Genomic DNA, 26,609 nt, shown 5'->3' on the forward strand with positions numbered 1-26,609 from the left:
TTGAGTATAGACATCCCAGCTATTTATGAATTTGATGAACGTACAGATGGACGCATTACCGGTTATGCCGCTTATGCCCGTCTGATCGACGGTATCAGTGAAGCACTCTATAACCGCTATGGCGTAAAATACGTGCTGTATGCCAGCGATGATCCCAATATTGAGTATTGGGATCTGCTGGAGGAGGATATTCGTTCAGGCAGTCCCGACCTGGAGCATGTGGCACGGGTCTTCGATCGTTTGGAGGAACGCACCATCCAGTATGACGATGACGGGCCGACTCCTGAATACGGCGTGCATCTGTCGATGCGTAATAATGTATTCGCCTATCCCAAGTGGGGCATCGCGCTGGCGCGAGTTCCCTTTTTCCGTGATAATGGCGTGTACAATGAAGATTACGTATTTGCGATAGGCGACCAGGAGCTGCAAGGCTTCCTCGCGGGAGTACGCGGTCGTGAACGTAAGCAGAATATGAAGCGTGTCACCGTGTTTACCGACACAAGCCGTGGACTTTCTCGGCAGGCAGAGCCGATAACCCGCGCAATTACGCGAGATGACGTGATTTTGAAAGCGGAAATCAAACGGGATATTTTCCGATCACTTGATCAGTTTTTTGAAGCGGATCGTACCTTCTATCAGACTTATAACATTCCTTACAAGCGCGGCATTCTGCTATACGGCCATCCGGGCAATGGTAAAACAACACTTGTAAAATCAATTGCCAGCAGTGTACCGGGTCCGGCAGCCTACTGGCAAATTACGGAGTATACAACCAGTGAATCGGTCAAAGAGGTGTTCGAGGCGGCTACTCGCCTGGCTCCGATGGTGCTGGTCATTGAGGACATTGATTCCATGCCTCAGGAGGTGCGTTCTTTTTTCCTGAATACCCTCGACGGTGCTACATCCAAGGAGGGCATCTTCCTGATCGGAACGACCAATTATCCCGAAAAAATCGACCCGGGTCTGATGAACCGGGCAGGGCGTTTCGACCGGGCTTATGAAATCAGTTTGCCTGACGAAGCGCTGCGACTGGCATATCTCAAGTTGCGTAACTTCCTTGTTTTTGCAGGAGAAACGGGTACACAGAAGGCGGCAGCCATGACTGACGGGTTTTCGCTGGCACAGCTCGGAGAACTTTATGTCAGCACGGCTCTGGAGTGGCATGAGCAGGGAAAAGCCGATATTGAACTGATTATCAAAGGTATGCGAGGCGAGCTCGATAAGAGCCGTAAGCAGGACTGGCTAAAAAATGTGGCCGAAGGACGAGTCGGGTTCTTCTGATTTATCCTTTCATTGCCTTATCAAGAAATTTATGTTACGTTGATAAACAATAAAGTATCGAAAGGGTGACCTTAAGCCAATGATCTACTAATCCTATTCCACCAAAGAAAAAAATCGTAATCTTACGAATTTTCTGGATAGGATTAGTGTAGGCTTTTGGGTATTAACGATAAGAGCATTGCTTCTTTGACGGGAGCAGTGTATCTTCTTGTTCGTATGTCTGCCTCCTATCCAGAAACCAATGGATAAGGAGGTTTTTTGCATGAAAAGAATACTTGGGATTCTAATGATTAATATCTTCATTGTTATGGTGGGCGTGGGTTTAATTACCCCCATCCTGCCGGAACTGATCATTGAGTTTGGAGCCAGTGGGCGGGCAATCGGTTTATTGGTAGCAGCCTATGGCATAACGCAGTTCCTGCTCTCTCCCCTGACTGGACAGCTGTCTGATCGATATGGGAGAAAAGTTTTTATCCTCGTAGGTGTCATTGTTTTTGCTGTAGCTAAATTTATCTTTGCTATCGGAGATGAATTATGGATGCTGTATACCTCAAGACTTCTGGAAGGAATGGCAGCAGCCTTGATTGTTCCACCCATGATGGCATATGTAGCGGATATTACAACAACCGAAGAACGCGCCAAAGGGAACAGCCTGCTCGCCGCAGCCATGTCATTCGGATTTGTTATTGGACCTGGATTGGGTGGTCTTCTTGCAGGATATGGAACGAGAGTGCCGCTTTACACAGCGACAGGTGCTGCTATAGCTGCTGTTATTTTTTCAGTGTTTTGTTTGCCTGAAAGTTTATCGAAAGAGCAAATGAAAGCAGCACGGGCAAGAATGATTCAGAAGGAATCTATTTATAAACAATACGCGAGATCATTGAAGTCAAAATATACAATGCTCTTTGTACTTGTCCTGGTGATGACCTTTGGACTCGCTAATTTTGAATCTGTTCTTGGTTTATATGTAACGAACCGCTTCCAATTCTCGCCGCAAAATATTGCTGTCATTCTGACCGCAGGTGCTGTGATCGGAGTCGGTATGCAAGCATTAGTTGTTGCTAAAATAATCAATAAGTTTGGTGAACAAAGAGTGATCAAAGGATCGCTTCTTTTCACCTCTGTTGCTTATATTTTATTTCTCTTAGCCAAAGATTTCTGGAGTATCTTCCTTGTCACTTCCCTTATTTTCTTTGCCACAGCTATGCTTCGTCCAGCTCTTAATACACAATTATCGAAGATGGCCGGGAATGAGCAAGGATATGTAGCTGGTATGAATAATGCCTATATGAGTGTTGGGAATATTTTAGGCCCTACTCTAGCGGGTTTTTTATTGGATGCAAATCTGTTCGCTCCATTTATAGCAGGCTGTTGTATTCTGTTGATTACTTTTTTGCTTACATTAAAAATGAAATAAAAGAAGACAACTGATGAGCAAAAGGCAGCTACGGGTGCGAGGCTTATTTTTCAATGCCCGGCTGTAGCTGCCTTTTATTCAGTCTAAACGCTTATTTTAATAAATACTGTAGTTCCCTTTATTCCACTTCCCCGCTCAGACGATTCAAAAACTGAATAGCCCGTGGACTGGTGGGCTGCTCCAGAACCTCATGCGGCGTACCCTGCTCAACGATTATGCCCTGATCCATCAAAATCACATGGTCCGCGACCTCGGCTGCAAATTTCATTTCATGGGTGACAATGACCATCGTCATTCCTTCAGCAGCCAGTTTCTTCATGACCTTGAGCACCTCGCCTACCAACTCAGGATCGAGCGCGGAGGTCGGCTCGTCGAACAAAAGCACCTCAGGTTCGACCGCCATTGCCCGGGCAATACCGACCCGTTGCTGCTGTCCTCCTGATAACTGATGCGGATAGGATTCGGCTTTATCAGCCAACCCCACTTTTTTAAGCAATTCCAATGCACGTTTGCGCGCCTCGTCCTTGCTCTTTTTCTGAACCGTGACTTGTCCCTCCATCACATTTTGTGCTGCTGTCATATGTGGGAAAAGGTTGTAGGATTGAAACACCATCCCTGTCCGCTTGCGCAGCGCCAAAATATTTTCTTGCCGGAGCTTCGTTCCTTTCGCAAAATTCAGTGCAATATCCCCTACTTGAATCTCTCCTTGGTCAGGAATCTCCAGCAAATTTAAGCAGCGTAAAAACGTTGTTTTACCAGAACCGGAAGGACCGATGATAACAAGCACCTTCCCCTTACCCAACGTTACGTCAACACCCTTAAGCACTTCCAGCGAGCCGAACGATTTGTGTATATTCCGAATTTGGATCACCGGTACAATCTCCTTTATCTGACGGAAAAACGGCCTAGTCGCTTCTCCAGGTAATTTTGCAGCACAGTCAAAATAGTGCTAAACAGCAGATAAATAACCCCCGCCTCGGTATACACCAATAGCGGTTCGTATGTGGTAGCTACAATCTGGTTAGCCGTTCTGAACATTTCCACATAGGTGATGGTCGCAGCCAGTGAGGTATCCTTCACCAAGCTGATGAATGAATTAGCCAACGGAGGTATGGACACACGGGATGCTTGCGGTAGCACGATACGTCGCAATACTTGCCAGCGCGTCATCCCCAGGGAGTATCCCGCCTCCCATTGGCCTTCCTGAATAGATATGATAGCCGCACGTATAATTTCAGAGCTATAAGCCCCTACGCTGAGGGTAAAACCGATTACTGAAGCAATAAACGGGTCCAATGTAATACCTACGGAAGGTAAACCATAGAAAATAATATACAATTGCACCAGCAACGGAGTTCCTCGAATCACCCATACATAGAAGCCGAAAATCAGCTTGAGTATTCTCCATTTGGACAGCCGGGCTAACGCTGTAATCAGCGCCAGCACGAGTCCCAGAGCAAAGGAGATAAGCGTGAGCGGAATCGTAAAAGAAACCCCTGCTTTTAGCAGAGGCAATAATGAATCCATAATGATTTGTATTTGGCGATCATCCATTGTACAGACATCCTTTGAAAAGATAGGTTTGAGAAGATTCGGTTCGCCTTGGCGAACGTTTGGTCTTCATTTATTATTTGGATACGTCGGCTCCAAAATATTTCTCGGAAATTTTCAGATACGTACCGTCAGCCTTCATATCAGCCAACGCTTTGTTTACTTCCTTGATCAAATCTTCGCTGCCTTTATTGAATACAGCTGCGCTGTGTGAAGCATCTGGAGATTCGTCCACCTTTTTGATGGGTGCGTCTGGCTTTTGCTTTTTCAGATCGAGATAGGATAATCCATCATTGACGGTCGCATCCACCCGTTTGGAAGTGAGGAGGTCAATGGCTTGGTTGAATCCCTCTGTTGCCACAATTTCCGCACCGTTGCTTTTCGCGATTTGAGTCAGGTTGCTGGTCAGGGATTGCCCGGACTTTTTCCCTTTTAGATCAGCAAATCTATGGATGTCTGTATTGTCTTCGCTTACGATCAGAACTGCCTTGGAGACAATGTACGGATCGGAAAAATCATATTTTTGCTTGCGCTCGTCTGTAATGGATACTTCATTGAACACTGTGTCAAACCGCTTGGAGTTCAACCCTGCGAATATGCCGTCCCATTGCGTCTCGATAAACTCCGGTTGTACACCCAGGCGTTTGCTCACTTCAGTCGCAATATCGACATCGAAGCCCGTCAGTTTACCAGCAGCATCATGGTAGGTAAACGGAGCATAGGTGCCTTCCGTGCCAATTCTTAGCTTGCCGCTTGCTTTTACAGATTCAAGAGTAGCTGTAGCAGTGGTATCTGCTTTTCCATTATTAGATCCGTTTTCTCCGGTAGATGCATTATTGGTACTGGCGCCTTTATCGTTGTTCCCGCAGGCCGAAACCAGCAATGCCATCACGATGAGTACAATCGGCAAAAAACTAAATTTTTTCATGGTATCCACACTCTTTCCCTTTTCTTGATAACCTAGCACGCGGCTGGTCATTGAATAGTACATCATTCATTTTCACGCGTCAATGCTTTTATCCAATAATCCCTATGAAAAAGGTAAGTTATATATTTTTGTGGCCTAAAGTTATTCTAGGTTGACTCTTTCATTGGCAGGTTATTCATTATAACTCCCCTCACAGCAACTTTTTCTGTACCCTCACGTTGGAGATTTCGTATAATAGGTTTTAATATGCAATTTAGAAATATGTACCGGAGTGTGATCATGGATACCCAGAATTCAACCTTATCCTCTACTTCACCTGAAGGCAGTCCCTCGGCCTGGGCTACTTTCACTTCACCCTTAAAACAATCCAAAGCGTTCACCTTGTTGTGGCTTGGACATTGGATCGCAATGTTGGGGAGCTCAGTCACCACAGTCATTTTGCCACTGGTTATCTATTCCCTAACAGGCTCGACTACTATCATGGGACTGGCGATGACGGTTTATATGCTGCCTAATGTACTTATTCTGCCTTTCGCAGGAATGATTGTGGACAGAATTGACCGAATCCGTCTCCTTCTGTTTACGAATATCGCCCGGTTTGGGCTGATGTTCATTGCGGCCGTGCTGATGTTTACGGGCGGGATGAAATTGCCGTTTCTATTCGTTGGCCTAGCGTTATACGGATTGATGGACGGTATCTTTAATCCCGCTTATTCTGCCTTACGTGCACAGGTGTTCACACCGGACATACGCAATGCAGCCAACGCGCTTAGCCAGATTAGTATACAAGCCGTCCGTCTACTTGGTCCTCCGTTAGGAGGCTTCATTGTATCTTTTTCCTCACCGGGTGTGGGCTTTGGGCTGGATTCTATCGCTTATCTGATATCTTTTGCCTGTTTTTGGATGCTGAGCGCTCATTTGGCCTCCATCATCGGCAAAGGTCAGGTAGATCCAGAACAGCAAGATCAGGGGGGACAGCATTTTCTCAAGGATTTTATCGCAGGCTTTACCATTCTCAAAAGCCATCCTTGGCTATGGATTACGATTCTTGCCTTTTCATTCATTAATATTTGTTATTCAGGCATTATCGCTGTACTCATTCCATGGCTGTTCAAGGTTCATCATGGCTACAATCCAGTCGTATATGGCATTGCGATGGCAAGTAGCGGTATTGGCGCCATGTTGGGGGCCTTTGTGTATGGATCACGCAAGCATTGGAAGCATCGTGGCCTGCTCGCTTACTTAGGAGCTTTTGTCAGCGGTCTTGCTTTACTACTGTTGTCTGTAGTCACTTGGATGCCAGGACTGATTATGAGCATGATGCTCGAAGGGTTTGGCATTATGATATTTGCGATTATCTGGGAGACGAGCCTTCAGGAATTAGTCCCAGCCGAGTCTTTTGGACGTGTAGCTAGTCTGGATCTAATGTTTTCCTTTGCCCTGCTCCCTGTCGGCTATCTGGCAGTAGGTGCTGTGGCGGATAAGCTTGGTGGTATGTTCACCATGGGTATGTTTGCAACCATCGGCATGTGTATCGTGCTAGGCGTTCTGAGTGTTCCTCATATCAGGCGTTTTCAATAGGACTTTTCCTCAAAAAAAAGCTGCTCCCACAGGTTCATTTGCGAACCTTGCGGAAGCAGCTTCTTTCCATTTTAGCCTTGTGCCCCATAGGGGCTAGTCTATTCAATGATTCGTAAAGTTAGCCTCTAGTCCGTCCAACGGAACGGAAGATCAAGCTTACAATCACGACCAGCACAATCGCACCAATTAATGCAGGAACGATGTAGAATGATCCGATTTCAGGACCCCAGTTTCCCAGAATCAAGCTACCCAACCATGCGCCGATAAAACCAGCGATGATGTTACCTATCACGCCACCCGGAACATCACGACCTGCAATAATTCCTGCCAACCAACCAATAATACCACCAACAATCAATGCCCATAACCAACTCATTTTGCGTCACCTCGTTTAAGTTTTTATCGTTGTGTTCTATTATTAACCACTCGAACTCCTTTTGAACACACAAAAGACGATTGGTTAATATTACCACAGTATGGAACACTGATTTAGGGACTTGATACCATCTTACGTGCCTCTACGACTATTTATACCCCTTGTGTGAAAAGTGTGTCTCATATGCGTTTATCCTTGTATTCCTGCTTTTTTTGTGCCATCCTCACATTATGGCTTCATCAATGTCACTTCATGCATAAGTTACAAAAATAACAGATTATTAAGGAGTGACCCCAACTGGAGTGTCGAGTAGGATGTGCCGCGTGCTGCATTGCCATTACGATTTCTTCCCCTATTCCCGGCATGCCAGATGGAAAACCAGCTGGTGTTCCTTGCCCTCAGCTAACTTCCGATTACCGTTGCCGATTGTTTGGCAAACCTGAGCGCCCAGTTGTATGCAGTGGGTTCCATGCTGATGAGGATACGTGCGGAAGCACTAATGAAAGAGCATATCAGCTACTGAGAGAGCTAGAGGAGTCAACTTTACCGGGTAAAACTTAAGGAGAAGTTCATTCTATATGAAGGAGAATTTTGATTATGAACGTTATTGAAAAAAGAATTGCCGAATTGAAGCAATATCGACCCGATCTTACCGCCCCGAAGGATATAGATTTATTCTGGGCCAAAACACTGGAAGAAGTCCACGCCAAACCTGTACATGCGTTCAAAACTCTCGTAGAAACGCCATATCCTCATATTCTTGCCTACCGGGTTACTTTTGAGGGTGTCGATGATACGCCTCTGCATGCCTGGTATGTACGCCCCCGATTTGCCGGAGATCAAAAGCTGCCATGTATCGTTCTGTTTCATGGCTATACAGGCGGAAAAGGCTATCCTGAAGATTATTCCTCCTGGCTTATGCTTGGCTTTGCTGTATTGGCAGTAGATGTACGTGGTCAAGGTGGAGAAACGGGAGACCGTCTGGGTGATGCTCATGGTACGGTTAAAGGCTGGGTAACGAAAGGAATATTGGACAAAGATACCTGCTACTACAAAACGATTACAACTGATGCCCTTAGAGCCGTAGATTGGGTAGCGGAGCAGTCGGATGTCGATTCGGCTAAAATCGCAATCAGTGGCGCCAGTCAGGGCGGCGGACTTTCATTAATGGTGGCTGCGCTCAGCGATAAAGCTGCTATTACAGTAGCGGATATCCCCAATATGTGTCATATGGATTTTGGTATGATGAATTCTACCAGTTCGCTGACGGAAGCAGCTGAATTTGCTAACCGATTTCCGGAGCATTTGGAGCAGGTGCTACATACATTAAGTTATTTTGACGTGATGAATCTTGCTCATCGTATTCGTATCCCGATCATGGTATCGGTAGGGTTCAAGGATACTGTGTGTATGCCAGAGACGATTTTCGCCGCTTATAACCGTATTGAATCACCGAAAACGATTGAAATTTATCCGTTTACCGGACATTGGGTTGAAGGCTTTCAAAGACGTAAAACAGTTGAATTTTTAGTGCAGCATTTTTCATAATTCCTCCGGTGCACAAAAAAAAGAACACCACGCATCAACCTGCGTAATGTTCTTTTCTGCTGCATCGGGGCCAGTCCCGCTTACGCCAGACAAACTCCTCGACAACTCACACAAAACAAAACTTCTAAGATTACGATGCAGCTCGCTGTTCTGCTGCCGAATCCCCTGTCCATTTTCGCACCCAAACAAAATCCATAATCATCAGACCAAACGGAATGAAGGAGGCAAACATAATAAAAAGAGGCCGCCGTATAGACCAATGCAGTGCTGTTTTCCCATAGATCAAAGCAACGAGGAGCAACAAAAAGCTCACCCGGTATATGTTACCAATCACCATAACCGCCTGGGCCATGCCCGCTGCTTGCAGCGGCTGGTGGGTGAATAGTATCGCCAAATAAGCTATAGCTTGAATCCAGAGCATGAGTCGGACACGCCCTAAAGGTGTTCTTAACACAATTTCAATCCCCTCTCCATTAGCAAGGATGTACTCTCATCCTTTACACATCCTTTATTATAACGAAAAGGTCCCCAAACTCCAACCTATCCATTTTGAATTTTGACCTAGTGAGTTGTGTCTGATAGAGTTGTGTAAGAGGTGATTATAAATGCTTAAACTGGGTATACTGGACCAGTCTCATATTCCTGAAGGCGGTACTGCTCAGGATGCATTATCCAATACAACAGATTTAGCCCGCGAAGCTGACCAACTGGGGTACAGCCGTTATTGGGTATCCGAACATCATGCTTCCAAAACACTAGCGCATTCCAGCCCTGAGGTGCTGATTGCGCATTTGACTGCTCACACATCACGCATTCGTGTGGGTTCAGGCGGTATTATGCTGCCACACTATAGCGCGTATAAAGTCGCCGAAAACTTCCGTTTGCTGGAGGCACTCCATCCAGGACGTATCGACCTGGGAATAGGACGGGCTCCCGGCGGTTTACCGCTTGCTACTCGCGCCCTGCAGGAAGGCAAGTACCAATCTGTCGAACAATATCCACAGCAGATTCTCGATTTAATCGACTACTTCCATGATTCGGTGCCTGACAATCATCGGTTTGCCGGTCTTCATGCCTCCCCGATGATATCGACCGTTCCTGAATTATGGTTGCTCGGCTCCAGCGGAGAGAGCGCCCGATTGGCCGCGATGATGGGGGCCTCCTATGCCTTTGCCCAATTTTTCGGGACTCCAGGCGGTGTAGAAGCTACTGCACGTTACCACGAGCAATTTCAGCCTTCGATCCTGGGTGATAAGCCCCATTCCATGGCGGCAGTTACGGTGGCCTGCGCTGAAACCGAAGAAGAAGCTGAGCAGCTGGCGTCCAGTGCTAGTTTGTATTTCCTTTTGCTCATGCAAGGTAAAGAAATGAGTTCTCTTCCGTCGGTGAAAACAGCAATGTCCTATCCATACACAGAGTTGGATCGTGAGCGGCTGCGTCAGTCCGCAGCATGGCGTGTTGTTGGTACCCCTGAACAGTGTAAGGAACAGCTACTAAGACTGGCTGAGCAGTATCGTACCGATGAGTTACTGGTCGTTTCATCCATTCATGACTTTGATAAACGTGTTCAGTCCTACCGTCTGCTGGCCAAAGCTTTTGATTTGGTATAGACAGCCGTTGAACGGAGGCTGAGCTTCAGAAACATAAAAAACCCCCGCCAGCCTATAATGGCAACAGCGGGGGTTTGTCGTAGAGAAGGGTTCATTGGAACCAACCCATCTACACTATGGAAGTAATTCAAGCACTACAAAAGTCTAACACCATATGGTACTTTGGTAGTATACACATCGAAACTAAAGTTCCAGTTGTTACCTCCTAAAGTTCCAGTTCGTATATACCAAAGGCGCATATTCTATACTCCAAACCTTGGAAAAATTGCACCCAAAAGTCCCATTCTTTACTCATTCCGATAAAGTTAATAACGGTTAAATTCTAAGGTTCCTAAGGTTCTATACCCCAAACCAGCTTACCCTGCTGATATACAGTGCCATGGTCCCAGTCTGCAAATGCTTTTTGGGTAGCACCATAGGAGTAATCGTTGGTCTCATCAAAATTGCTCCAATTTGCAGCATGAATACGGGGTTGAATTTCTCCGCTTTCCCCACCGGGCTGAATCGTTCCGGCTCCATCTGTGAAAGAAATCTCCACATATTTATCAGCCTTGGCCTTTGGATTCGGCAATGTTACAAAAGTTGCTTTTACCTTCTCATTGCCAATCCTGGCCCAGTCTACAAAAAACTGCTGAGCTTGTTTGCTTTCATCTGTGTAATAGTAGCGAATTTTTAGATCGCTCAACTTCACAGCTGTTTTCCCTGTATTTTTGATATTAAATTCAGGACGGATTGCGTTATCCTTGGCATTTGTGTCACCGGTGCGATACTGTAGCACAATTCCTTGATCGTTACTGCCTGGTGTACTTCCTCCGTTGTCGTTATCGCCGCCGTTGTTGCCACCACCGTTATTACCGCCAGTGTTGCCATCTCCGCCGTTATCCCCACCGTTGTTTCCGCCTCCACCAATGTTGCTGGAGCCTTCCAGAATCGCCTGTTTTACGAATTTTCCAGAAGCGGACAATTGTGAATCAGGCCATCCGCCCTTACGGTCAGCACCAGACATCAGCGCAGCAGAGGTCTCATTTTTATCTGACAGCGACCAGTTAGTCCAACTGATTCCACGGCTAGCCAGAAAATCAGTCCATACTTTGGATTCATTCAGGAACGGACCACCGTTACCCGAAGCATCGCTTGTACCCCACTCGGTAGCAAATATGCCCACGCCTTTGTTCAGTGCATAATCGACCCGATCGCGCAAGAATTGTCCATGCGTACCCGCATAGAAATGTACGGTATACATTGTATTCTTGTCTGGAAGTGGATGGTCTGCTGCATCATGTACATCCTGACTCCATGTGCCTGTTCCTACAATAATAATATTGTCCGGGTCCTTAGCGCGAATAACCTGAGATACCTCAGACGCATAAGGTCGGATTTGATTGTTCCAGTTCACATTTCCATTCGGCTCATTGGCAAGTTCATAGATTACGTTAGGTAAATGGCCGTACTGAGTTGAAAATTCATTAAAGAAAGCTTTGGCTTCATTTTTATGAATGTTCGGATCGCCATCTGAAAGAATGTGCCAGTCGATAATGACGTACAAGCCCAGTTTCTGTGCTACCTCAATCGCTTCTTTCACTTTATTTTTCAAAGAAGGATTGGCGATATAACCACCTTCTTCAGTGTACAGTGCAACCCGAAATACGGAAATGCCCCAATCGTCCCGTAGCCATTTCATAGAGTCCTGATTTACCAGATCCCCAAACCATTGGACGCCGTGAGAGCTAATACCTTTGAGTTGCACAGGTTTACCGTTTTTATCCACCAATTTACCATTCTTTACTGAAAGTTGTCCGTAACGTTCCACAGGTGTCGTCCCAGCAGCCTCTGCTGTTTGCGTATTCCAGTTGAATCCGTTCGTTAACGTTAATAGTAATACTGCTGTTAGCATCACCGCTACTCTTTTTGCGATCCTTGACAGGATCCATTGCCCATTCATCATTTACACATTCCTTCCTTTTTATAAAGTAGATGAGACTTATCAGTACGTTGTTCTCTGCTCTTTTACCCCCTCCTTTATACAACAAGAGGATCAGGTCCAAACATCGATGTCACTTACCTGTATATGGATGATACTACTATTATAGTTAGTTCCATGTTACATTTCGACTTTATGATAGAAAATGAACAGGAAGTCACGGTTTTGGGATGTGTTCTACTTGGTTGGCTACTATGGAGTACTAAAGGGACAAAAGACTCATTTACTAATTGCAAAATTCGGAGAATTTTAGTTATTTTAATAAAAAAAGACCGCTTCCCGTGCCTTGGCTCGGTAGCAGTCTTATAGATGATCTTATATGTGATCGAATAATGTTACAAATATCGTCTTAACGTATGATCTCCCTATTACCCCTGAGCAGTTGCTTGAGGTTCTTTGGTCGTCTGATCTTTCTTCATATCGCCGCCATCCGTCGCTTGCTCTGTCAGTACAGTCTCAGATGAGTTACCTATTACCTTGTCAATAAGTTGTAGCCAAGGTTCTTCACTACCTCCACAGCTCTCAATATCACCGAGCAGGGACTCTAGCGTGGTTCCTTCTTCTGGCAAATCAATAACTAAACTGTCTTCGTCAACTTGGATGGTGCAGCAGGTTTTCATTGTAAATCCCTCGCTTAATTCATATTTGAGCATGCAGTAAGCTAGCTCAGATGGGATGAACTCCCATGGATTCCGGGATAAGCCCGTTGAATCCGTCTGAAATTATAAACCTAATGCACATCAATTGCAATGAACAAACCTTGAATTTTTAAGAATTAGCGAGTGGTACGGGCAGGAATGGAAATCTAAACGAAGTGTTCGTGCCAGTAATTTTGGATTTATAGAAAATCAGTTCAAACAATCAGCAAGCTCCGTAAAAATCACGCCAAGCGCATAAGCCCCCGCGTCTGGATAACCAAGGCTTCTCTCTCCTACCGTTCCGGCACGGCCCATACGCGCCACGATGTCTTCCGTCTTTTTGGCCCCTAATACAGCGGCTTGAGCACCACTTACAAAGGCTGTCTTCACGTCAAAATCTAATTTTGCGCTCTCCAACCAGCTATCTGCACATGGCACTAATGCATCTATAAGTGTTTTATCGCCAACAACGGCTCCTCTGCCGAAAGAACGTTCGCCTGTTGATTGTATGCCTTGCACCGCAGCCTGCATCATATCTGCGAATTCGGAAACGGTGAGTTCGGTTCGTTCGCCAGCAGATCGTGCCGCTGCGCGAAATGCTGAGCCCCAGATCGGACCCGAAGCGCCACCGCAGTATTCCATGATGACGAGCGAGCATGAATGAAGAAAGGCTCCCATCGTCAAAGAGTCTTGATTCAGGATGTCTCTCCATTCCCGTTTCAGCTGACGAAATCCCTTAGCAACGCTCATGCCAAAGTCGCCGTCGCCTGCATGAGCGTCAAGATCGCAGAAAGGTACCTCATTCTTGATGATAACCTCACTCATCTTATCGACTAGGTAGGTAAGATTGTTCAACGTAATTTTGTTGTTTTCAATAACTGCGAAGGCAGGGTCCGTTTCTACCTCAAAGGATACTTGCCGCTTTTCGTCTGCTACAGTTGAAATATCCGTGAATACGACATGATCAACAGGTCCAGCCACCTTGAACGCAGGCGCGTTGCTTTCATGAGAGAGGAGCGTTTTCAGTTCCTTGTCCAGCTTCATGATGGAAACCGAGATACCTGCCATATCGATACTCGTCATATAATTGTTGACAAAAGTACGATCAATCTTGACCCCCTTCGCTGCTAGTTCGCGAGTGACCGAATGGTTGAAGAGGTACAGTTCTTGCAGAGGCGTACCGCCGAAACCATTGATCAACAGGGCGATTTCTCCGCTGAATCCAGTTTCGATCTGCATGTCTCGAAGGAGATCGGTTACCATTCTGGCTGCCAGCGTATCTGCATCCGTCAGCTTCTCGCGGCTGGTCCCAGGCTCGCCGTGAATGCCAACACCGTACTCGATTTCATCATGCCCGAGCTCTAATGTTGGCGTGCCCTTCGCCGGCACGGTACACGAAGTCAATGCGAATCCGATACTGCGTACATTCGCAGCGGCTTTCTCGGCTACTGCTTTAACTTCCGCCAGACTCCGGCCCTCTTCCGCCGCTGCACCCGCGATCTTGTGGACGAGTACCGTTCCCGCCACTCCGCGCCGTCCGACTGTATATAGGCTGTCTTCTACCGCGATGTCGTCCTCAACCTTTACATAGTCCACTTCCAGACCGTCTTCAGTGGCCAGATGGGCGCCGTTTCTAAAGTTCATAATATCGCCGCTGTAATTTTTGATAATCAGCAGCGCACCTTTTTTCCCGGTCGTCGCTCGGATGGCCTGATATACTTGAATTTGTGAGGGAGAGGCGAAGACATCACCGCAGACCGCGGCATCGAGCATCCCTTGGCCAACGAAGCCGGCGTGGGCGGGTTCATGCCCGCTGCCACCGCCGCTGATGAGCGTTACTTTCTCCGCGTTCAATTCCTTTTTCTTGAGCACTTTGTATTTTGGCAGAAATTCCAACTCAGGATGCGCGAGCGCAATACCACTGCACATCTCAAGGACCAAATTTTCCGCACGGTTGATGACCTTTTTCATGCTACTTTACCTCCGCTTTGTACTGGCTCCCGATACGGTTGGCCGCAGCGATTGCCGCTGCAACCTGCTCCACTGTGACCGGAAACGGCATGGAATGAATCGATTCCTCCAAAATGCAGGCCTTTGCAGCTACTTCCATAAGTTCTTCCTGGCTGATATGATCGACGCCGATATCAGCCAAGCAAACCGGTAAACCGACGGCTAAACAGAAATCAAGTACCTGATGTAATTCTTCCGTCGGTGCGTTTTCGAGCACCAGCTGTGCGATCGTGCCGAACGCAACTTTCTCTCCATGATAATAATGATGCGTGCCTTCCAAAATCGTGAGTCCATCATGAATCGCATGGGCCGCCGCAAGTCCGCCGCTCTCGAAGCCGAGGCCTGAGAGTAAAATATTAGTTTCAATGATATTCTCGAGTGCTTGCGTAACCTGGTTTTCATCACATGCCGCTTTTGCTTTGGCACCGTCTTTCAACAGCATTTCATAGCATAGCGTTGCAAGTGCAATCGCCGCATTTGTACCTACTGCTGGCGCACACTGTCCTTCGCGTACTCCGTTAGGCAGTCCGGCATTGACCCTGGAGTAAGAACGGGAGGTCGCACGGGCTTCAAAGTAAGTCGACAGTGCATCACCCATACCTGACACAAGGAATCGGGTTGGTGCATTGGCAATTACGGTGGTATCGACTAATACGACACTCGGACTTTGCTTAAAATAGGCGTAATCGTCGAAAGCACCTTCCGGAGTGTACAGAACGGCCGAGTGACTTGTCGGTGCATCCGTCGCAGCAATCGTCGGACAGATGATAAGCGCTTCCCCTTGAGCCACACATTTCGCCGCGTCGATCGCTTTCCCGCCGCCGAGACCTACGATACAATCGCATCCGTTTGCAGTAGCAATTTCCTGAAGTCTGGACACTTCCTGTCTGGAACACTCACCCATAAAACCGCTTTCAATAAAGGTCACGTTATATTTACCCAAAGTGGAATCGAGTTTATCTTTTACCCGCGCCACATCGGCAGGATGCGCAATCAGTAAAGCGGATTTGCCGAAGGTGCTCACATAGTAACCCAAATTCAACAATTCGTTTTCACCTTGTACATATTTGCTTGGGCTGATAAAAGCTTTTCTCATCTATAATTCCTCCTTATGATTGTGTTGGCTTCGTTCTGATTAAAACTATAACCGAACCATGTAAACTTTACATTGGAGGAATCAAGGAATATATTATAATCTACAATCGTATTTTTTTGCACTAAGGATCACGAATTGTACTTTTTTGTTATCGCTTACAAGATAATTTACTATTAAGGGATGAGATCTTGATACGTGAACATTTGAGCATCCAGAAAATCTTTGATTTAAAAAAGTGGGAGCAGTTGCAGGATTCATTAGCATCCGTTACCCAATTAGCCATTCTCACCGTCGATTATAAGGGGAATCCCGTAACTAGCCACAGCCAATGCCAATCGTTCTGCAAGAAGGTTCGTCAGAATGAGAATCTTCTTCCCTACTGCCAAAAATGTGACTCTCGCGGTGGACTTGAAGCGGTACGTTCCAACAAACCTTATATTTATCTCTGTCATTATGACATCGTCGACATCGCGGTACCGATCATTATTGACGATAAGTACATTGGCGCCGTCATGGCAGGTCAGGTCCGCTTAGCCGATCCTTCGAGTGCCCTACAGCTGGAGCAAATCCTCACGTCAAAAAATGAAAAACTGTACAGTTCCAAATGGGAGGAACTTAAGAACGACTACGCCGATCTGCCCTCCATGACCTATCAGAAAATTCAGACGATCTCCAACATGTTATCCTTACTGTGTAATTATATTGTTGAAGAAGCGATGAACAAAAATCTTCTCGCAGAAATGTTCGAGAAGGCGTCGGCCACACAGTCCACTCCGCAGTTGTCCGAGATCCTTCCTGGCTACTCGCTGGAGCATATTGAAAACCTTAAGAAAGAAATGAATAATTTCTTAGCAAATGCCTATCTGAATTCCTCAGGAGATGTGGATATTTCGTGCGGAAATCCCGTACTCAAACCCGCCTTCGAATATATCTTTGAGCACAAGGGTGAAACTTTTTCTTTGAAAGCCATGGCTGACTTGTGCCACATTAGCCCAAGCTATTTTAGTCGGCTGTTTGCCAAGGAAACGGGTGAGAACTTTTCCAGCTATCTTTCCCGCCTGAAGATTAAATGGGCGAAGCAGTTGCTCGAAGCTACAGATATTCCTGTATCTCAGATCAGTAGCGAGCTCGGCTTTAATGAGCCGGGGTATTTCATTAAAATATTCAAAAAGTATGAAGGAACAACGCCCGCGGTGTACCGAAAGTATTACAAGGGATAAAACAAATGAAAAACAGATGATTCACGGGTCTAACGTCACCATGATCATCTGTTCATATTGTTCTGCTCAAATTACGTATCCAGCTTGTGCTTCTCAGGCTACCTGAGATTGTGTTTTACGCTCAACACCATCTCCTTTTTATCAGCAATTTTATGGAGTGTTTTTTATCTTTACTGTAGTGTTTCTGACTGATCCTGGGCGTTCGTTTCATTGTGCATGGATTCCGATTTTTTCTTGCGAAATAATTTGGCAAAAAACTTGCCTATCACGCCAAACACACCTGCACAAGCAGCACCAATAAGTAGGATAACCTTAATTCCCGCGCCCTTAAAAAAAGCAATGAGTAATGCCAACAAGCCTACTTTTTTAGCTACTGCCAAGCCTGCTCCTCCCAAAATCAACCCGGTTAGGCCGTATTCGGAAATTTTGTCCGTTGAAGCATTAAAATCCTCGTACCGCTCACCTGATTTGACTGTCAGCTTGGGTAATATGTTCTCATTCAAAAACTTCTTATCTGCGTCCAAATGCGCAGGATCGGACACTAATATTGCAGAGATATAACCCTGACGAGTGAGCAAGCGAACATTATAATTGATCAGCTTTTCCTTGTTCCCATCCTCCGCCAACATAGACCAGGTTAGATTATGGGTCGCTTCATTATAAAAAGGCTCGACATCCCAGCCCGTAACATACAAGCGATCACTTTCCGCTTTTTCCTTATTACTCTCTTCCGTCCCCTTTTTATAACTATCTAGAATGGCATCCGCATCGATATCTTCTTTTTCATCATCCTTGATGTGTCCAAGTTCATCGTATTCAAAAACAACTTCCCAATTTTGATTTTCATCTTTCGGAAATATACTCCCAATCTCCTTACCAGATGGCTTGTCATGATTCATCTCGTTTGCCTTTGCTGTGTTAGCTGCATCCAAGAAAAGAAGAGATGAGTCCAGTTCAACCGCAGCCATTTTTCCCAAGTCTACCTTTCGGCCGCCCTCAATCCAATTTAATTGTTCATTAGATGAGGCCCACGCGTTACCCCCACTGAGTAACACCAGACTAAGCGCCAACAGCGCTCCAAAAATCGTTTGGCCCCATTTCATTTTGTTACTACATCTGTTATCTAGTCTCTTGTTCAAAACTCATTACCCCTTTATAAATTCCAATATCTCCCGTGTCCCCAACCATATTAGCCACTGCTTCATATTTTGTCAATTCACAGTAGCAAAGGGAGTTTCCGAGACTTAATACTCATTTTTATACATATGTATGCAAATATTCTAATCTAATCGAACTGAATTTATAACATGTGAATAAGCGATAAGAAAACCTCATAAAGGACAAGCACAATTGCGCAATAGCACTACTTCTCCGTTCCAGTTTCCTACTTATGAATTCCTAAAAGAGGCTTATTCCTTGATACGACAACCCCATTGACTTCTAGCTTAATTTCGAACAATCCATCTAGCATAAAAAATGTCGAATTTCATCAGATTAAGGAATGCATAATTCATCTAACAAGAGACTTTAGTCTTAGTGACTTTTTGCCTGTTTTTAGACATATGTCAACTTTTTTATTTAAAAGAATGTATAGGCTTTCATAGAGTCGATTTAATTAGAAATAAGCTAATAATTGAGTAGCCTTCTAAGAGTTCACTGCTTGTTTTGGAGACTAGGGACTATTCACCAATACTTTATAGTGTCACCATAGCGCACAACTGGTTATTCTCTACGAGAAAAAAACTTATTCCTCTCATGTTCGAGTGAAATAAGTTTTTTAAGATAAATTATAATTTTGGGGCCAATTAATTGTGTGAATTCTTTTTACAATCTGTTATTCTCGCTCTTTTAATTAGCTATTAATATCTTTATTTACATGCATTTAATCTATTAACTTCAACAATATCATTTACGTTGTATTCATCAAACTTTTCAAGAAGAGCACCAAAACCTTTTGATAGTTGAAATTCCATTTCTTCCTGATATATTGGACAAACAACTAAAAATTGTATTGTTTTATCTTTACTTAACATTAACGAGCTAAATCCTTCATCTTCACGAATAGGAGGTAATAATAGCATACAAGTGAAATTATTGTCATTTGCAATTGGTTCTGGAGGATCCCCATTAGGTATAGTGTCTCCATAACAAAACCATGTGTTTCTTTCATGCGGGAACTTGCCAAGTTTTCTTAGCCAACCAAATGGCCAATAATCTTTAAAATCTTTAATATCCTCTTTAGCCACAGGCCATGATGCCGGAAGATACATGATAAGTTCTGTATATTCCCAATCTTTATTATCTTCTGAAACTTGTGCAGGTAATAAGCTCATTCCTGACGTTATAATAGTATGAAAGTCTCTTTGGTCGTTTGCTCGAAAAATGATTAAGTTTATATTTAGACTTTCTGAAACGGTCTCTATATTTATTAAATCTGGCTCACCAATGTATTTCTTATAATGTTCTAATAATTGATTATTTATATCCAATATTATCACTTCCTCTTATAAGCAATCTCTTTGTATTGAAGTCCTCCCATAGGCTGTTAGAATACCAATAGGCTTCCTTGAGGCCACTTCCCTTTCCAACCACAAGGTATATGTCCTGAATTATATATTTCCAACAATTCTGTATGAAAGCCTGGTTTTACATACGTGCTATAGGCATATTCCATCATTGCAGTAAGCAAATCCCACTCAACGCTCTCATATATACAATTGTTTAATTTATTTCTTTCTATAAAAGTAGAAATATTTTTAAGGACTCCATCCTTAAGTAATAATTTAGCCTCCATAGTAATATTATTCCACTGTCTGTATTCTTCTCGCCAATTCTCATGTAGAGTCGAAGTTAGTTGATTTCTTATTTGGAGTCTAACATTATCCCAAGTAGAATTAACTTTTTTTTCAACATCAACCCAGTTACGTATTTGCGTAACATTAACATTGAGTGTAGCATTAATAGCATCCCCACAGTTACTGAAAAAGTCAATTTTAGATATTGTATTATCGTAAAAATCCTTTACTTCGTTCATTTTCTTCCCCTCAGTTTAGTTTTATTTTTTGAAATAAATATTTATATATAGAATTTATTTGTCCTGGTATTTTTGGTATTGGATCATCATCTTGTAAACCATATTTTAACCGTTGGCTTCTAGCTTTCTCCACTACATCTAAGGTTTGTTTTTCGGTTAATCCGGCCTTTCTCAACGATTTATATAATGCTACGTTATATTCAGCATTTGTAGGAATTAAACCTATTTTATCCCCTTTTCTATATCTATTAAAAAATTCTTCCATAGTTTTATGTGCCATAAAATGTGGTGAACCAACATCCTTAAATGCATTGCCCTCTAATTCGATAGTATATCCTTCATCTGACGGGATTACCTGTTTGCCATTCCCATCTTTTTTAAATGCAGCATCTTGATTAAGGTGATGCTTTTGCTTCCCAGATTTATCATATTTCCACTCACCATACTTCTTAACAGTTACTTTTTCTTTACTTCCTACTGTTCCCTCAACCTTTTTCGCCGCGTTCTCTTCCATTTCCTTCATGACCTTGTTGTAATTCTTCTGCACATCCGTCTGTGGAAGTGGTCCGCTGTCCATCTTATTAACGTGCGGAACTGGCGCTCCGTTGGCTGTGGCCAACTTCCCGGGGCTGAGGCCGTCTGCCATTTTACTCAGCTGCTCATTGAACTTCTGTCCCAGTTTACTGCCGGCCTGCTCCAGCTTGGTTACAGCTTTGCCAAAGCCTGCCCCGACTGCATCTACACCTTTGCTAATCCATTGCGGTGTAACTTTGCTGCCTACTTTTTCAGCGAATCCGCCAATGGCCTTGCCTACTTTGGAATCCAGTACGCCTACGGTGACAAAACCCAATCCCGCGTCCTTTGCTACTGAGCCCCAGTTGATCTTTTCACCACTCAGCACCTGACTCGCTAGATTTTCCGCGGCATTTGTGACACCGCCGATCGCTGCTTTCCTCAGTAAGGTTCCCCCTACACCGAGAGGGCCAAAGATTGCTCCAGATACCGCCCCGATTCCCGATTCCTTCAAGCCGGTCAGGGCATAGTCGCTGAAGTCGCTCACTTCCCCTCGGGCGATATCTGATGCGGCCAAGCTTGCTACACCCAAGCCACCCGCCAGCAGCGCTCCTCCGGCTACCGCTGCAATGACCACCGTACCCGCTCCAAGCGTCGCTACCGTAATGGCTGCTACCACGGCTACGGCTCCCACAACTGCCAAACCGCCCAAAATATTCATCCCCAGCTTGCCCCAGTTAAACGGTTCAGGGGGTGGCGGCGGTGGAGGTGGCTCGCCTTCCTTCGGTTCATCATCAAACGGCGGGTATGCAGTTCGGTCGCTACCGTCCGCCCAGACGTTTCCTCCCAACACGTGGTATTCGTTTTCTACCGAAAGCCCCGTGCTTCCTCCCGTTTGATACGCCATGACCTGGCTGGTTCCATCAATAATGATTTTCTTCGGCGTATTCAGAATGATTTCTTGCTCTGCTTCTAACGATAACTTCTTGGGACTAGTTAATTCAATCCCAGTAGCATCGTCCAGACTCATCTGCAATGTCCCACCCGGATCACCCATGATATGGATGCGACCCGGTGCCATTTTCAGCTCACTTCCATGCTCCGTTCCAAAATATCGATCATTAGGATTACTCGTTTTCGCGCAACCGTCTCCATTTGTACGAACCGCACCCAAAATCATTGCTCTGGAACCAGACGCATCTGGAAAGTACAGGCTTGCCTGTGTTCCCACCTTCGGCATACTGTACATCGCACTTCCCGTTGGGGGAGCGAACGGATACCAATGCGGCTCGGATACCCCATCATCCTTATCAATCGCCAGCCGCAGCTTCACTTCCTCTCCCCGTACCGCAATGACCTCTCCTTCCAGAGAAATTCCGATTGTTTTGGGATTGGGGATGAAATCACTGCGAATGCCCTCTGCGCGGGCCAACACATAACTGAATAGCAAATGCCCCTTTTCCATGCGGCTTCGCAATTCAGTTACAATCATTATTTTCTGGCGAAATTGCACCTCGTCTCCAAGAGCATACCGTTCTCCGCTTTCAATCTCGTATTTGAAAAAGTCGGTATCATGTAGCCCGGCTGACTTTCCGCCTGCCCGCTGATAGCCCTTTAAATCCTTACTTGCCGTATATGGCGTATCCTTCCGAATTGTTCGCTGGGTGCCAGCAGGCATGCCGAAATACAGCTTCGGCGATGCGGACTCCCATATGTCGCTGACCACCACTGTATGTAAACGGCTCGCCATCCGTTTCATAAACTCCCAGTCGGTTTCATCATACTGTAAAATGGCTTCGCCTACCGACTGCTCTCCAGTCTGGTACAAGACATCACTTCGCTCATAGCCTTGAGCAAGCTTATTCACTAACTGTTTATATGTGTGTTTCTCCTCAGGAAAAGACCGCTTTCTTTTGACAATATCCAGCTCAAATGAGCCACTGATTCCTTCCAGTGTAAGTGTATACACTCCATTATGGTTCTCAACTTCTACCGTATGGACGACACCCTTAAACAAGCTGATTTCCTCTTGTCCATTCTGCGCATACACATGTAGCTGATCCTCTGAGGTCGCATCCAGCGCAGCCGTGGCATGACTCGACTCCTTACAAATGCCTGTGAGTGTAATACGCCCATGCTCACCCGGCTTCCACTCGATCTGAACATCCTTTAAGACCTGAATGGGGTAGGGGGAATCTATTCGAATCTGATCATATCCTATCATGTTTCAAACCTCCCTTCCAGCTACTCCTCCTGCTGGCCATTCGTATGAAATTCGATAAATCCATGATATAAACAACTCTGAAATGAAGAGGTCGTCAAGGCTGGCTGGCCTTCCACCTTTGTCGGTTCTTTTGTGTTTTTCCACTTATCCGTCAGCATTGGTAGGCATGGCTTCCCTGAGATTGTGGATCCATCTTCGGCGATCAGATATATAGTCTCGGCACTCGGCTGTTCTGGACTGGTACAAATTCCAAAATGAGGGACATTCTCAGGAGAATAATCTCCTTCATTCATCATGGGTTTACCGTTAACATAAGCCCCGTGGCTGTTCGGCAAATTGATCTTTCGAGGATGGGTCCCGCAAGTGCAACGCATACAAGCCCCCCGTACGACATAATACTCATTGTCTGACATGTGCCCTTTCCCTCCCTATTTCACCTGAATTTGCTCCAAAGCGATCCCGGTATAATCACGCCGCAGTATACTTTCTGCAATGTCCAAACGGACGATGATCATCGGGATAGCACTCTCCTGGATTGTAAATATCTTGTGGCCCCGAATAGCATCTGCACGTAATACCAGCTTTCTAAGCACACTTTGATCTAAATTCCATTCGCTTTCTGGATGTACTGCTGCAAGCCGCTCCACAAAAGGAATATAGTAATTCTTCTGTATCCTCTGTTCGATCTGAGTAAGTATCGTTAATTTCATAGGCATCTCCGGCACATAGGCCTGGACAAGGCGTTTTAAAGCATCTGAAATGAGTGGGATGGGACTTTCTAGATAATCAATAAAAATACTTTCTGCATCTGCCTTCACGTGAAACATCAATGGCTTGACAATATCCTCCGGCTGCAAATCATACAGCTTCCACGGATCAATCGTTTCCATCACCTTTTGTAGCGCAGGAACATGGGTATACCGCACATCCTGTTTTAAGAGGAAATAATCCATAAAGATTCCTCCTTTCGTGTCTCAGCTCCCTCACTACGCGTAAAACGGCACAATATTTCGCTATCATCTCGATACTCTCCAGCAAATATCGTGCATACATTTGCTTTTGGCATCCTTTCTAACGAAGGGGAAGCTATAAAAACTGGCATCTGGCTTTTCAAGAACTCTACAGTGAGCAGATGGTATTTGACCGCCTCAATTTGTTGAATTTGTTCAATATCCATCGTCGAGATCTTACGGGCATAATCTGATTTAAGCTTTTCCAGCTTAGTCATACGATTGAACAGAGGCTCGAAAACAAAGTCTGCCGACCATTCCACAGCGCATTCAGTCTCATCCAGAAACCAATTTTCATCATAGGCATCTAGACGATAAACCGCTTTATTTTTCGCAACACGAGTTCTGAGCAAGGAGATATAAATATATCGAATATCCCCCTTACGACCTTGCTCGTGCTGAAGGGTAGCGAGCTGGCATAGCGACTCTAGAGCTGCTATAAGCTCGTCTTCAATGGCTTGCTGGCGCGTCAGAAAGTTGTTTTCAATAAGAGCCAAATCATGTATCCATTCCGTAAATACGTGCTTTTCCAGCAAATCCTGCAACGCAGCATCCCGATCCATGAGCTTCATTCAATGTTCACCTTACCCCCGGTTAATCTCACATCGTCCATGATGTCGAGTTTGGCTCCGGATTGAATAAAACTTACGCCTTCTTTCCCCTCCATAATAATTTTCGCTCCCCCTGTAATTTGGATATCTTCCTGAGCAGACAGGGTTATTTTTTTGTTACTATTAATTTCGATCCCGCCTTCATCCGTGAGACGCATGAGCATTTGCCCACTGTTGATAATTTCTACTGCACCAGGCTTGAAAACGACTTGTTTGCCGTATTTGGTGCTGATACTTTTAACCGCAGGATCACTTCTTTTAACAGGATCAGAGGAGGCAAGATCGACAGAACTGGCGGCAAAAGCATGCTGCTCCCGTTCATCCGGAAAGTACAGACGGATTTGATCCCCTGCTTCCGGCATAACATACCAGCCGCTGCCATCAGGAGAAGAATAAACCGTAGAATAGGGAAACCACATAGCCCCGGATGCACTCGAGCCTTGATCAATTTCCAGCTTGATTTTTACTTTCTCTTTGGAAATATCAATCACCTTGCCAAACAGAGAGGCTCCTGACAGATCATAGGCATAGACAGTTGGGCATTTTAACCCATGTTCATCACGTAAAATGTAACGATTCACGATCAGATTTCCTTCTGTGGTCGTTTCCGCCTTGGCTATGTAAAGCGTTCTTTTGTGAAAAATGACGGAACTACCGAGTTCTAGCACTTTGTTGCTGGTCACTTCATAGCTCAAGCTGTTAGACTCGCCATATTCCGGCAGTCCGTTACGGGACATGAGCTTGTGCTCCTTCAAGTCTTTTTTTATGGAATAGTTATGTTCGTTCAGCGATTGAGGGGCACTAGAATGGGGGACACCAATCACATATTTCAGTCCTTGTTGCATCGTAATTGGAATTAAAGCAGCATGTAGCCGAGAAGCAATTCTTTTGACAAAGGCCCAGTCCGTTTCATTATATTGCACTAATAATTCACCGATAGCTGCGCTATGAGAAGCCTCATCAATCACTTCTGCATCAGTATATGAACTTGTAACATGCGAAAACAGTTTGTTATACGACTCTCCTGTTTTTTGGAATGAACGACGTTTAGGGCGAATGTCCATCATTAAGGTTTCACTGCTAGCCTCAATCGTAAGCTCGCGTACTCCGTTTACAGCTTTTACAGCAATATTCGTGACGATTCCCTGAAAAAACCGGATCTCCTTGCCTTCACTTTTTAAGAAGACTTCGATGTGCTCATCTTCATCTGCTTTTTCTACGTATTGATCCAGCTTGTCCTCCGAAACAATTCCACGTATGCAGAAGCTCACATGTTCGTTTAACTGTTTAATGAGATGGATACTTAATACACGCTGAAACTGATAAGGGGCCACTTGTACATCTGCCGTGGTGTAAATGGGGTTACTCATTCATATCCCTCCTTTTCTGCCTCGTCAACCGTTTGAATGGTGCGTATCATCTGTAGGGCGACATCCCGCCATTCAGCATACTGCTTATACGGACAACAAAATGTTCCCATGACCGTCTTTCCTTCCAGCTCAAAGTAAAACATATTGTGGTAGATGGGCTGGTCCAGCGCAGGACTTTTAAAGTCAAAATAGCCAATCTGCTTACCATGTACCTCTTCTATTTTTTCTTCATAAAATACATGGGCAGGATTCATATTTTTCATCATTGCCTTCATGCCAGAAGTGAGCTGTTCCACCCATTCATCTTGTAGCGTCTGGTCCACCCGATTCAGGGTAACATCCACACTGCCCAAATCATTCGTCAAAATCATTTCTGGACGTTGCTCATGAGGATATTTAATCTTTTGCAAATGCTTGGGCATTGGACTAAAGATAGAGGGGACATGCATTTTCAGCCGATCCTTAAAGAAAGACCGCTCTTCAAACACATAGGATTGACCGTCAATGATTATGGGTCCTGCTAAAATATTGTTAGGCCTCTTCAGCTTCTCCATCTCACGGAGCTGATCCAAAATCTTTTCATCCTCATATTTCATAATGCACACTCCTC

General features: G+C 45.1%; 25 protein-coding genes. 7 read left to right on the top strand and 18 right to left on the bottom strand.

What is annotated here, in order from left to right; all coding sequences use genetic code 11:
* Together MKY98_RS18680 and MKY98_RS18685 are read left to right on the top strand one after the other, a co-directional pair.
* A complete protein-coding gene (locus MKY98_RS18680) occupies positions 1–1,281 on the top strand; it encodes an AAA family ATPase (protein ID WP_029515648.1) in 1,281 nt (426 codons plus the stop codon).
* 262 nt (positions 1,282–1,543) lie between these two features.
* A complete protein-coding gene (locus MKY98_RS18685) occupies positions 1,544–2,698 on the top strand; it encodes an MFS transporter (RefSeq protein WP_069012512.1) in 1,155 nt (384 codons plus the stop codon).
* A gap of 118 nt (positions 2,699–2,816) precedes the next feature.
* Here the strand turns inward: MKY98_RS18685 and MKY98_RS18690 are convergent, their stop codons facing one another.
* The 3 genes from MKY98_RS18690 to MKY98_RS18700 form a co-directional block, all read right to left on the bottom strand.
* A complete protein-coding gene (locus tag MKY98_RS18690) occupies positions 2,817–3,569 on the bottom strand; it encodes an amino acid ABC transporter ATP-binding protein (protein WP_069012511.1) in 753 nt (250 codons plus the stop codon).
* Positions 3,570–3,583: 14 nt separating this feature from the next.
* Positions 3,584–4,252, bottom strand: a complete 669-nt coding sequence (locus tag MKY98_RS18695; protein WP_069012510.1) for an amino acid ABC transporter permease — start codon at positions 4,250–4,252, stop codon at positions 3,584–3,586.
* A gap of 73 nt (positions 4,253–4,325) precedes the next feature.
* Positions 4,326–5,177: an amino acid ABC transporter substrate-binding protein gene (locus tag MKY98_RS18700; protein WP_069012543.1), complete on the bottom strand. Its 852-nt coding sequence runs from the start codon at positions 5,175–5,177 to the stop codon at positions 4,326–4,328.
* A gap of 279 nt (positions 5,178–5,456) precedes the next feature.
* Between MKY98_RS18700 and MKY98_RS18705 the strand changes: the two genes are divergently transcribed.
* The gene (locus MKY98_RS18705; RefSeq protein ID WP_069012509.1) at positions 5,457–6,758 is read left to right on the top strand and encodes an MFS transporter; all 1,302 of its coding nucleotides are present in this window, start codon (positions 5,457–5,459) and stop codon (positions 6,756–6,758) included.
* Positions 6,759–6,876: 118 nt separating this feature from the next.
* On the opposite strand, the gene MKY98_RS18710 is transcribed toward MKY98_RS18705, so the two are convergent.
* Positions 6,877–7,134: a GlsB/YeaQ/YmgE family stress response membrane protein gene (locus MKY98_RS18710; protein ID WP_013311445.1), complete on the bottom strand. Its 258-nt coding sequence runs from the start codon at positions 7,132–7,134 to the stop codon at positions 6,877–6,879.
* Between the two features lie 297 nt (positions 7,135–7,431).
* Between MKY98_RS18710 and MKY98_RS18715 the strand changes: the two genes are divergently transcribed.
* Positions 7,432–7,695, top strand: a complete 264-nt coding sequence (locus MKY98_RS18715) for a YkgJ family cysteine cluster protein (protein WP_238437904.1) — start codon at positions 7,432–7,434, stop codon at positions 7,693–7,695.
* A gap of 36 nt (positions 7,696–7,731) precedes the next feature.
* Positions 7,732–8,682 carry an acetylxylan esterase gene (locus MKY98_RS18720; protein ID WP_069012508.1) on the top strand — a complete coding sequence of 317 codons (951 nt, stop codon included), beginning with the start codon at positions 7,732–7,734 and terminating at the stop codon, positions 8,680–8,682.
* A gap of 130 nt (positions 8,683–8,812) precedes the next feature.
* Here the strand turns inward: MKY98_RS18720 and MKY98_RS18725 are convergent, their stop codons facing one another.
* Positions 8,813–9,136, bottom strand: a complete 324-nt coding sequence (locus MKY98_RS18725) for a DUF3817 domain-containing protein (RefSeq protein ID WP_029515655.1) — start codon at positions 9,134–9,136, stop codon at positions 8,813–8,815.
* 151 nt (positions 9,137–9,287) lie between these two features.
* Between MKY98_RS18725 and MKY98_RS18730 the strand changes: the two genes are divergently transcribed.
* On the top strand, positions 9,288–10,292 hold the full coding sequence (locus MKY98_RS18730) for an LLM class flavin-dependent oxidoreductase (protein WP_069012507.1): 1,005 nt from the start codon (positions 9,288–9,290) through the stop codon (positions 10,290–10,292).
* A gap of 331 nt (positions 10,293–10,623) precedes the next feature.
* On the opposite strand, the gene MKY98_RS18735 is transcribed toward MKY98_RS18730, so the two are convergent.
* From MKY98_RS18735 to MKY98_RS18750, 4 genes are all read right to left on the bottom strand, one after another.
* On the bottom strand, positions 10,624–12,237 hold the full coding sequence (locus MKY98_RS18735; RefSeq protein ID WP_069012506.1) for a cellulase family glycosylhydrolase: 1,614 nt from the start codon (positions 12,235–12,237) through the stop codon (positions 10,624–10,626).
* A 404-nt stretch (positions 12,238–12,641) separates the two neighbouring features.
* On the bottom strand, positions 12,642–12,893 hold the full coding sequence (locus MKY98_RS18740; RefSeq protein ID WP_039273050.1) for a hypothetical protein: 252 nt from the start codon (positions 12,891–12,893) through the stop codon (positions 12,642–12,644).
* A gap of 228 nt (positions 12,894–13,121) precedes the next feature.
* Positions 13,122–14,882, bottom strand: a complete 1,761-nt coding sequence (gene dhaK, locus MKY98_RS18745; protein ID WP_069012505.1) for a dihydroxyacetone kinase subunit DhaK — start codon at positions 14,880–14,882, stop codon at positions 13,122–13,124.
* A gap of 1 nt (position 14,883) precedes the next feature.
* Positions 14,884–16,017 (bottom strand): glycerol dehydrogenase, encoded by a 1,134-nt coding sequence (locus tag MKY98_RS18750; protein ID WP_069012504.1) that lies wholly within the window; start codon positions 16,015–16,017, stop codon positions 14,884–14,886.
* A 188-nt stretch (positions 16,018–16,205) separates the two neighbouring features.
* On the opposite strand from MKY98_RS18750, the gene MKY98_RS18755 reads away from it, so the two are divergent.
* Positions 16,206–17,237 (top strand): PocR ligand-binding domain-containing protein, encoded by a 1,032-nt coding sequence (locus tag MKY98_RS18755; RefSeq protein ID WP_069012503.1) that lies wholly within the window; start codon positions 16,206–16,208, stop codon positions 17,235–17,237.
* Positions 17,238–17,407: 170 nt separating this feature from the next.
* Here the strand turns inward: MKY98_RS18755 and MKY98_RS18760 are convergent, their stop codons facing one another.
* The 9 genes from MKY98_RS18760 to MKY98_RS18800 all read right to left on the bottom strand — a co-directional run bounded on the left by MKY98_RS18760 (position 17,408) and on the right by MKY98_RS18800 (position 26,595).
* Positions 17,408–18,340, bottom strand: a complete 933-nt coding sequence (locus MKY98_RS18760; protein ID WP_069012502.1) for a DUF2167 domain-containing protein — start codon at positions 18,338–18,340, stop codon at positions 17,408–17,410.
* 765 nt (positions 18,341–19,105) lie between these two features.
* Positions 19,106–19,726 carry a suppressor of fused domain protein gene (locus tag MKY98_RS18765; RefSeq protein ID WP_051718019.1) on the bottom strand — a complete coding sequence of 207 codons (621 nt, stop codon included), beginning with the start codon at positions 19,724–19,726 and terminating at the stop codon, positions 19,106–19,108.
* A 56-nt stretch (positions 19,727–19,782) separates the two neighbouring features.
* The gene (locus MKY98_RS18770; RefSeq protein ID WP_069012501.1) at positions 19,783–20,271 is read right to left on the bottom strand and encodes a hypothetical protein; all 489 of its coding nucleotides are present in this window, start codon (positions 20,269–20,271) and stop codon (positions 19,783–19,785) included.
* A gap of 10 nt (positions 20,272–20,281) precedes the next feature.
* Positions 20,282–23,008, bottom strand: a complete 2,727-nt coding sequence (locus tag MKY98_RS18775) for a hypothetical protein (RefSeq protein WP_245231610.1) — start codon at positions 23,006–23,008, stop codon at positions 20,282–20,284.
* 20 nt (positions 23,009–23,028) lie between these two features.
* A complete protein-coding gene (locus MKY98_RS18780) occupies positions 23,029–23,421 on the bottom strand; it encodes a DUF4280 domain-containing protein (protein ID WP_069012500.1) in 393 nt (130 codons plus the stop codon).
* Between the two features lie 15 nt (positions 23,422–23,436).
* A complete protein-coding gene (locus tag MKY98_RS18785) occupies positions 23,437–23,961 on the bottom strand; it encodes a hypothetical protein (protein WP_069012499.1) in 525 nt (174 codons plus the stop codon).
* The gene (locus MKY98_RS18790; RefSeq protein WP_069012498.1) at positions 23,943–24,590 is read right to left on the bottom strand and encodes a hypothetical protein; all 648 of its coding nucleotides are present in this window, start codon (positions 24,588–24,590) and stop codon (positions 23,943–23,945) included. The genes MKY98_RS18785 and MKY98_RS18790 overlap by 19 nt, the downstream gene beginning before the upstream one ends.
* A complete protein-coding gene (locus MKY98_RS18795) occupies positions 24,587–25,999 on the bottom strand; it encodes a contractile injection system protein, VgrG/Pvc8 family (RefSeq protein WP_069012497.1) in 1,413 nt (470 codons plus the stop codon). The genes MKY98_RS18790 and MKY98_RS18795 overlap by 4 nt, the downstream gene beginning before the upstream one ends.
* Positions 25,996–26,595 (bottom strand): hypothetical protein, encoded by a 600-nt coding sequence (locus MKY98_RS18800; RefSeq protein ID WP_039272935.1) that lies wholly within the window; start codon positions 26,593–26,595, stop codon positions 25,996–25,998. The genes MKY98_RS18795 and MKY98_RS18800 overlap by 4 nt, the downstream gene beginning before the upstream one ends.
* Positions 26,596–26,609 lie beyond the last annotated feature (14 nt).

Source organism: Paenibacillus sp. FSL M8-0228, assembly GCF_038007385.1.
Lineage (GTDB): Bacteria > Bacillota > Bacilli > Paenibacillales > Paenibacillaceae > Paenibacillus > Paenibacillus polymyxa_D.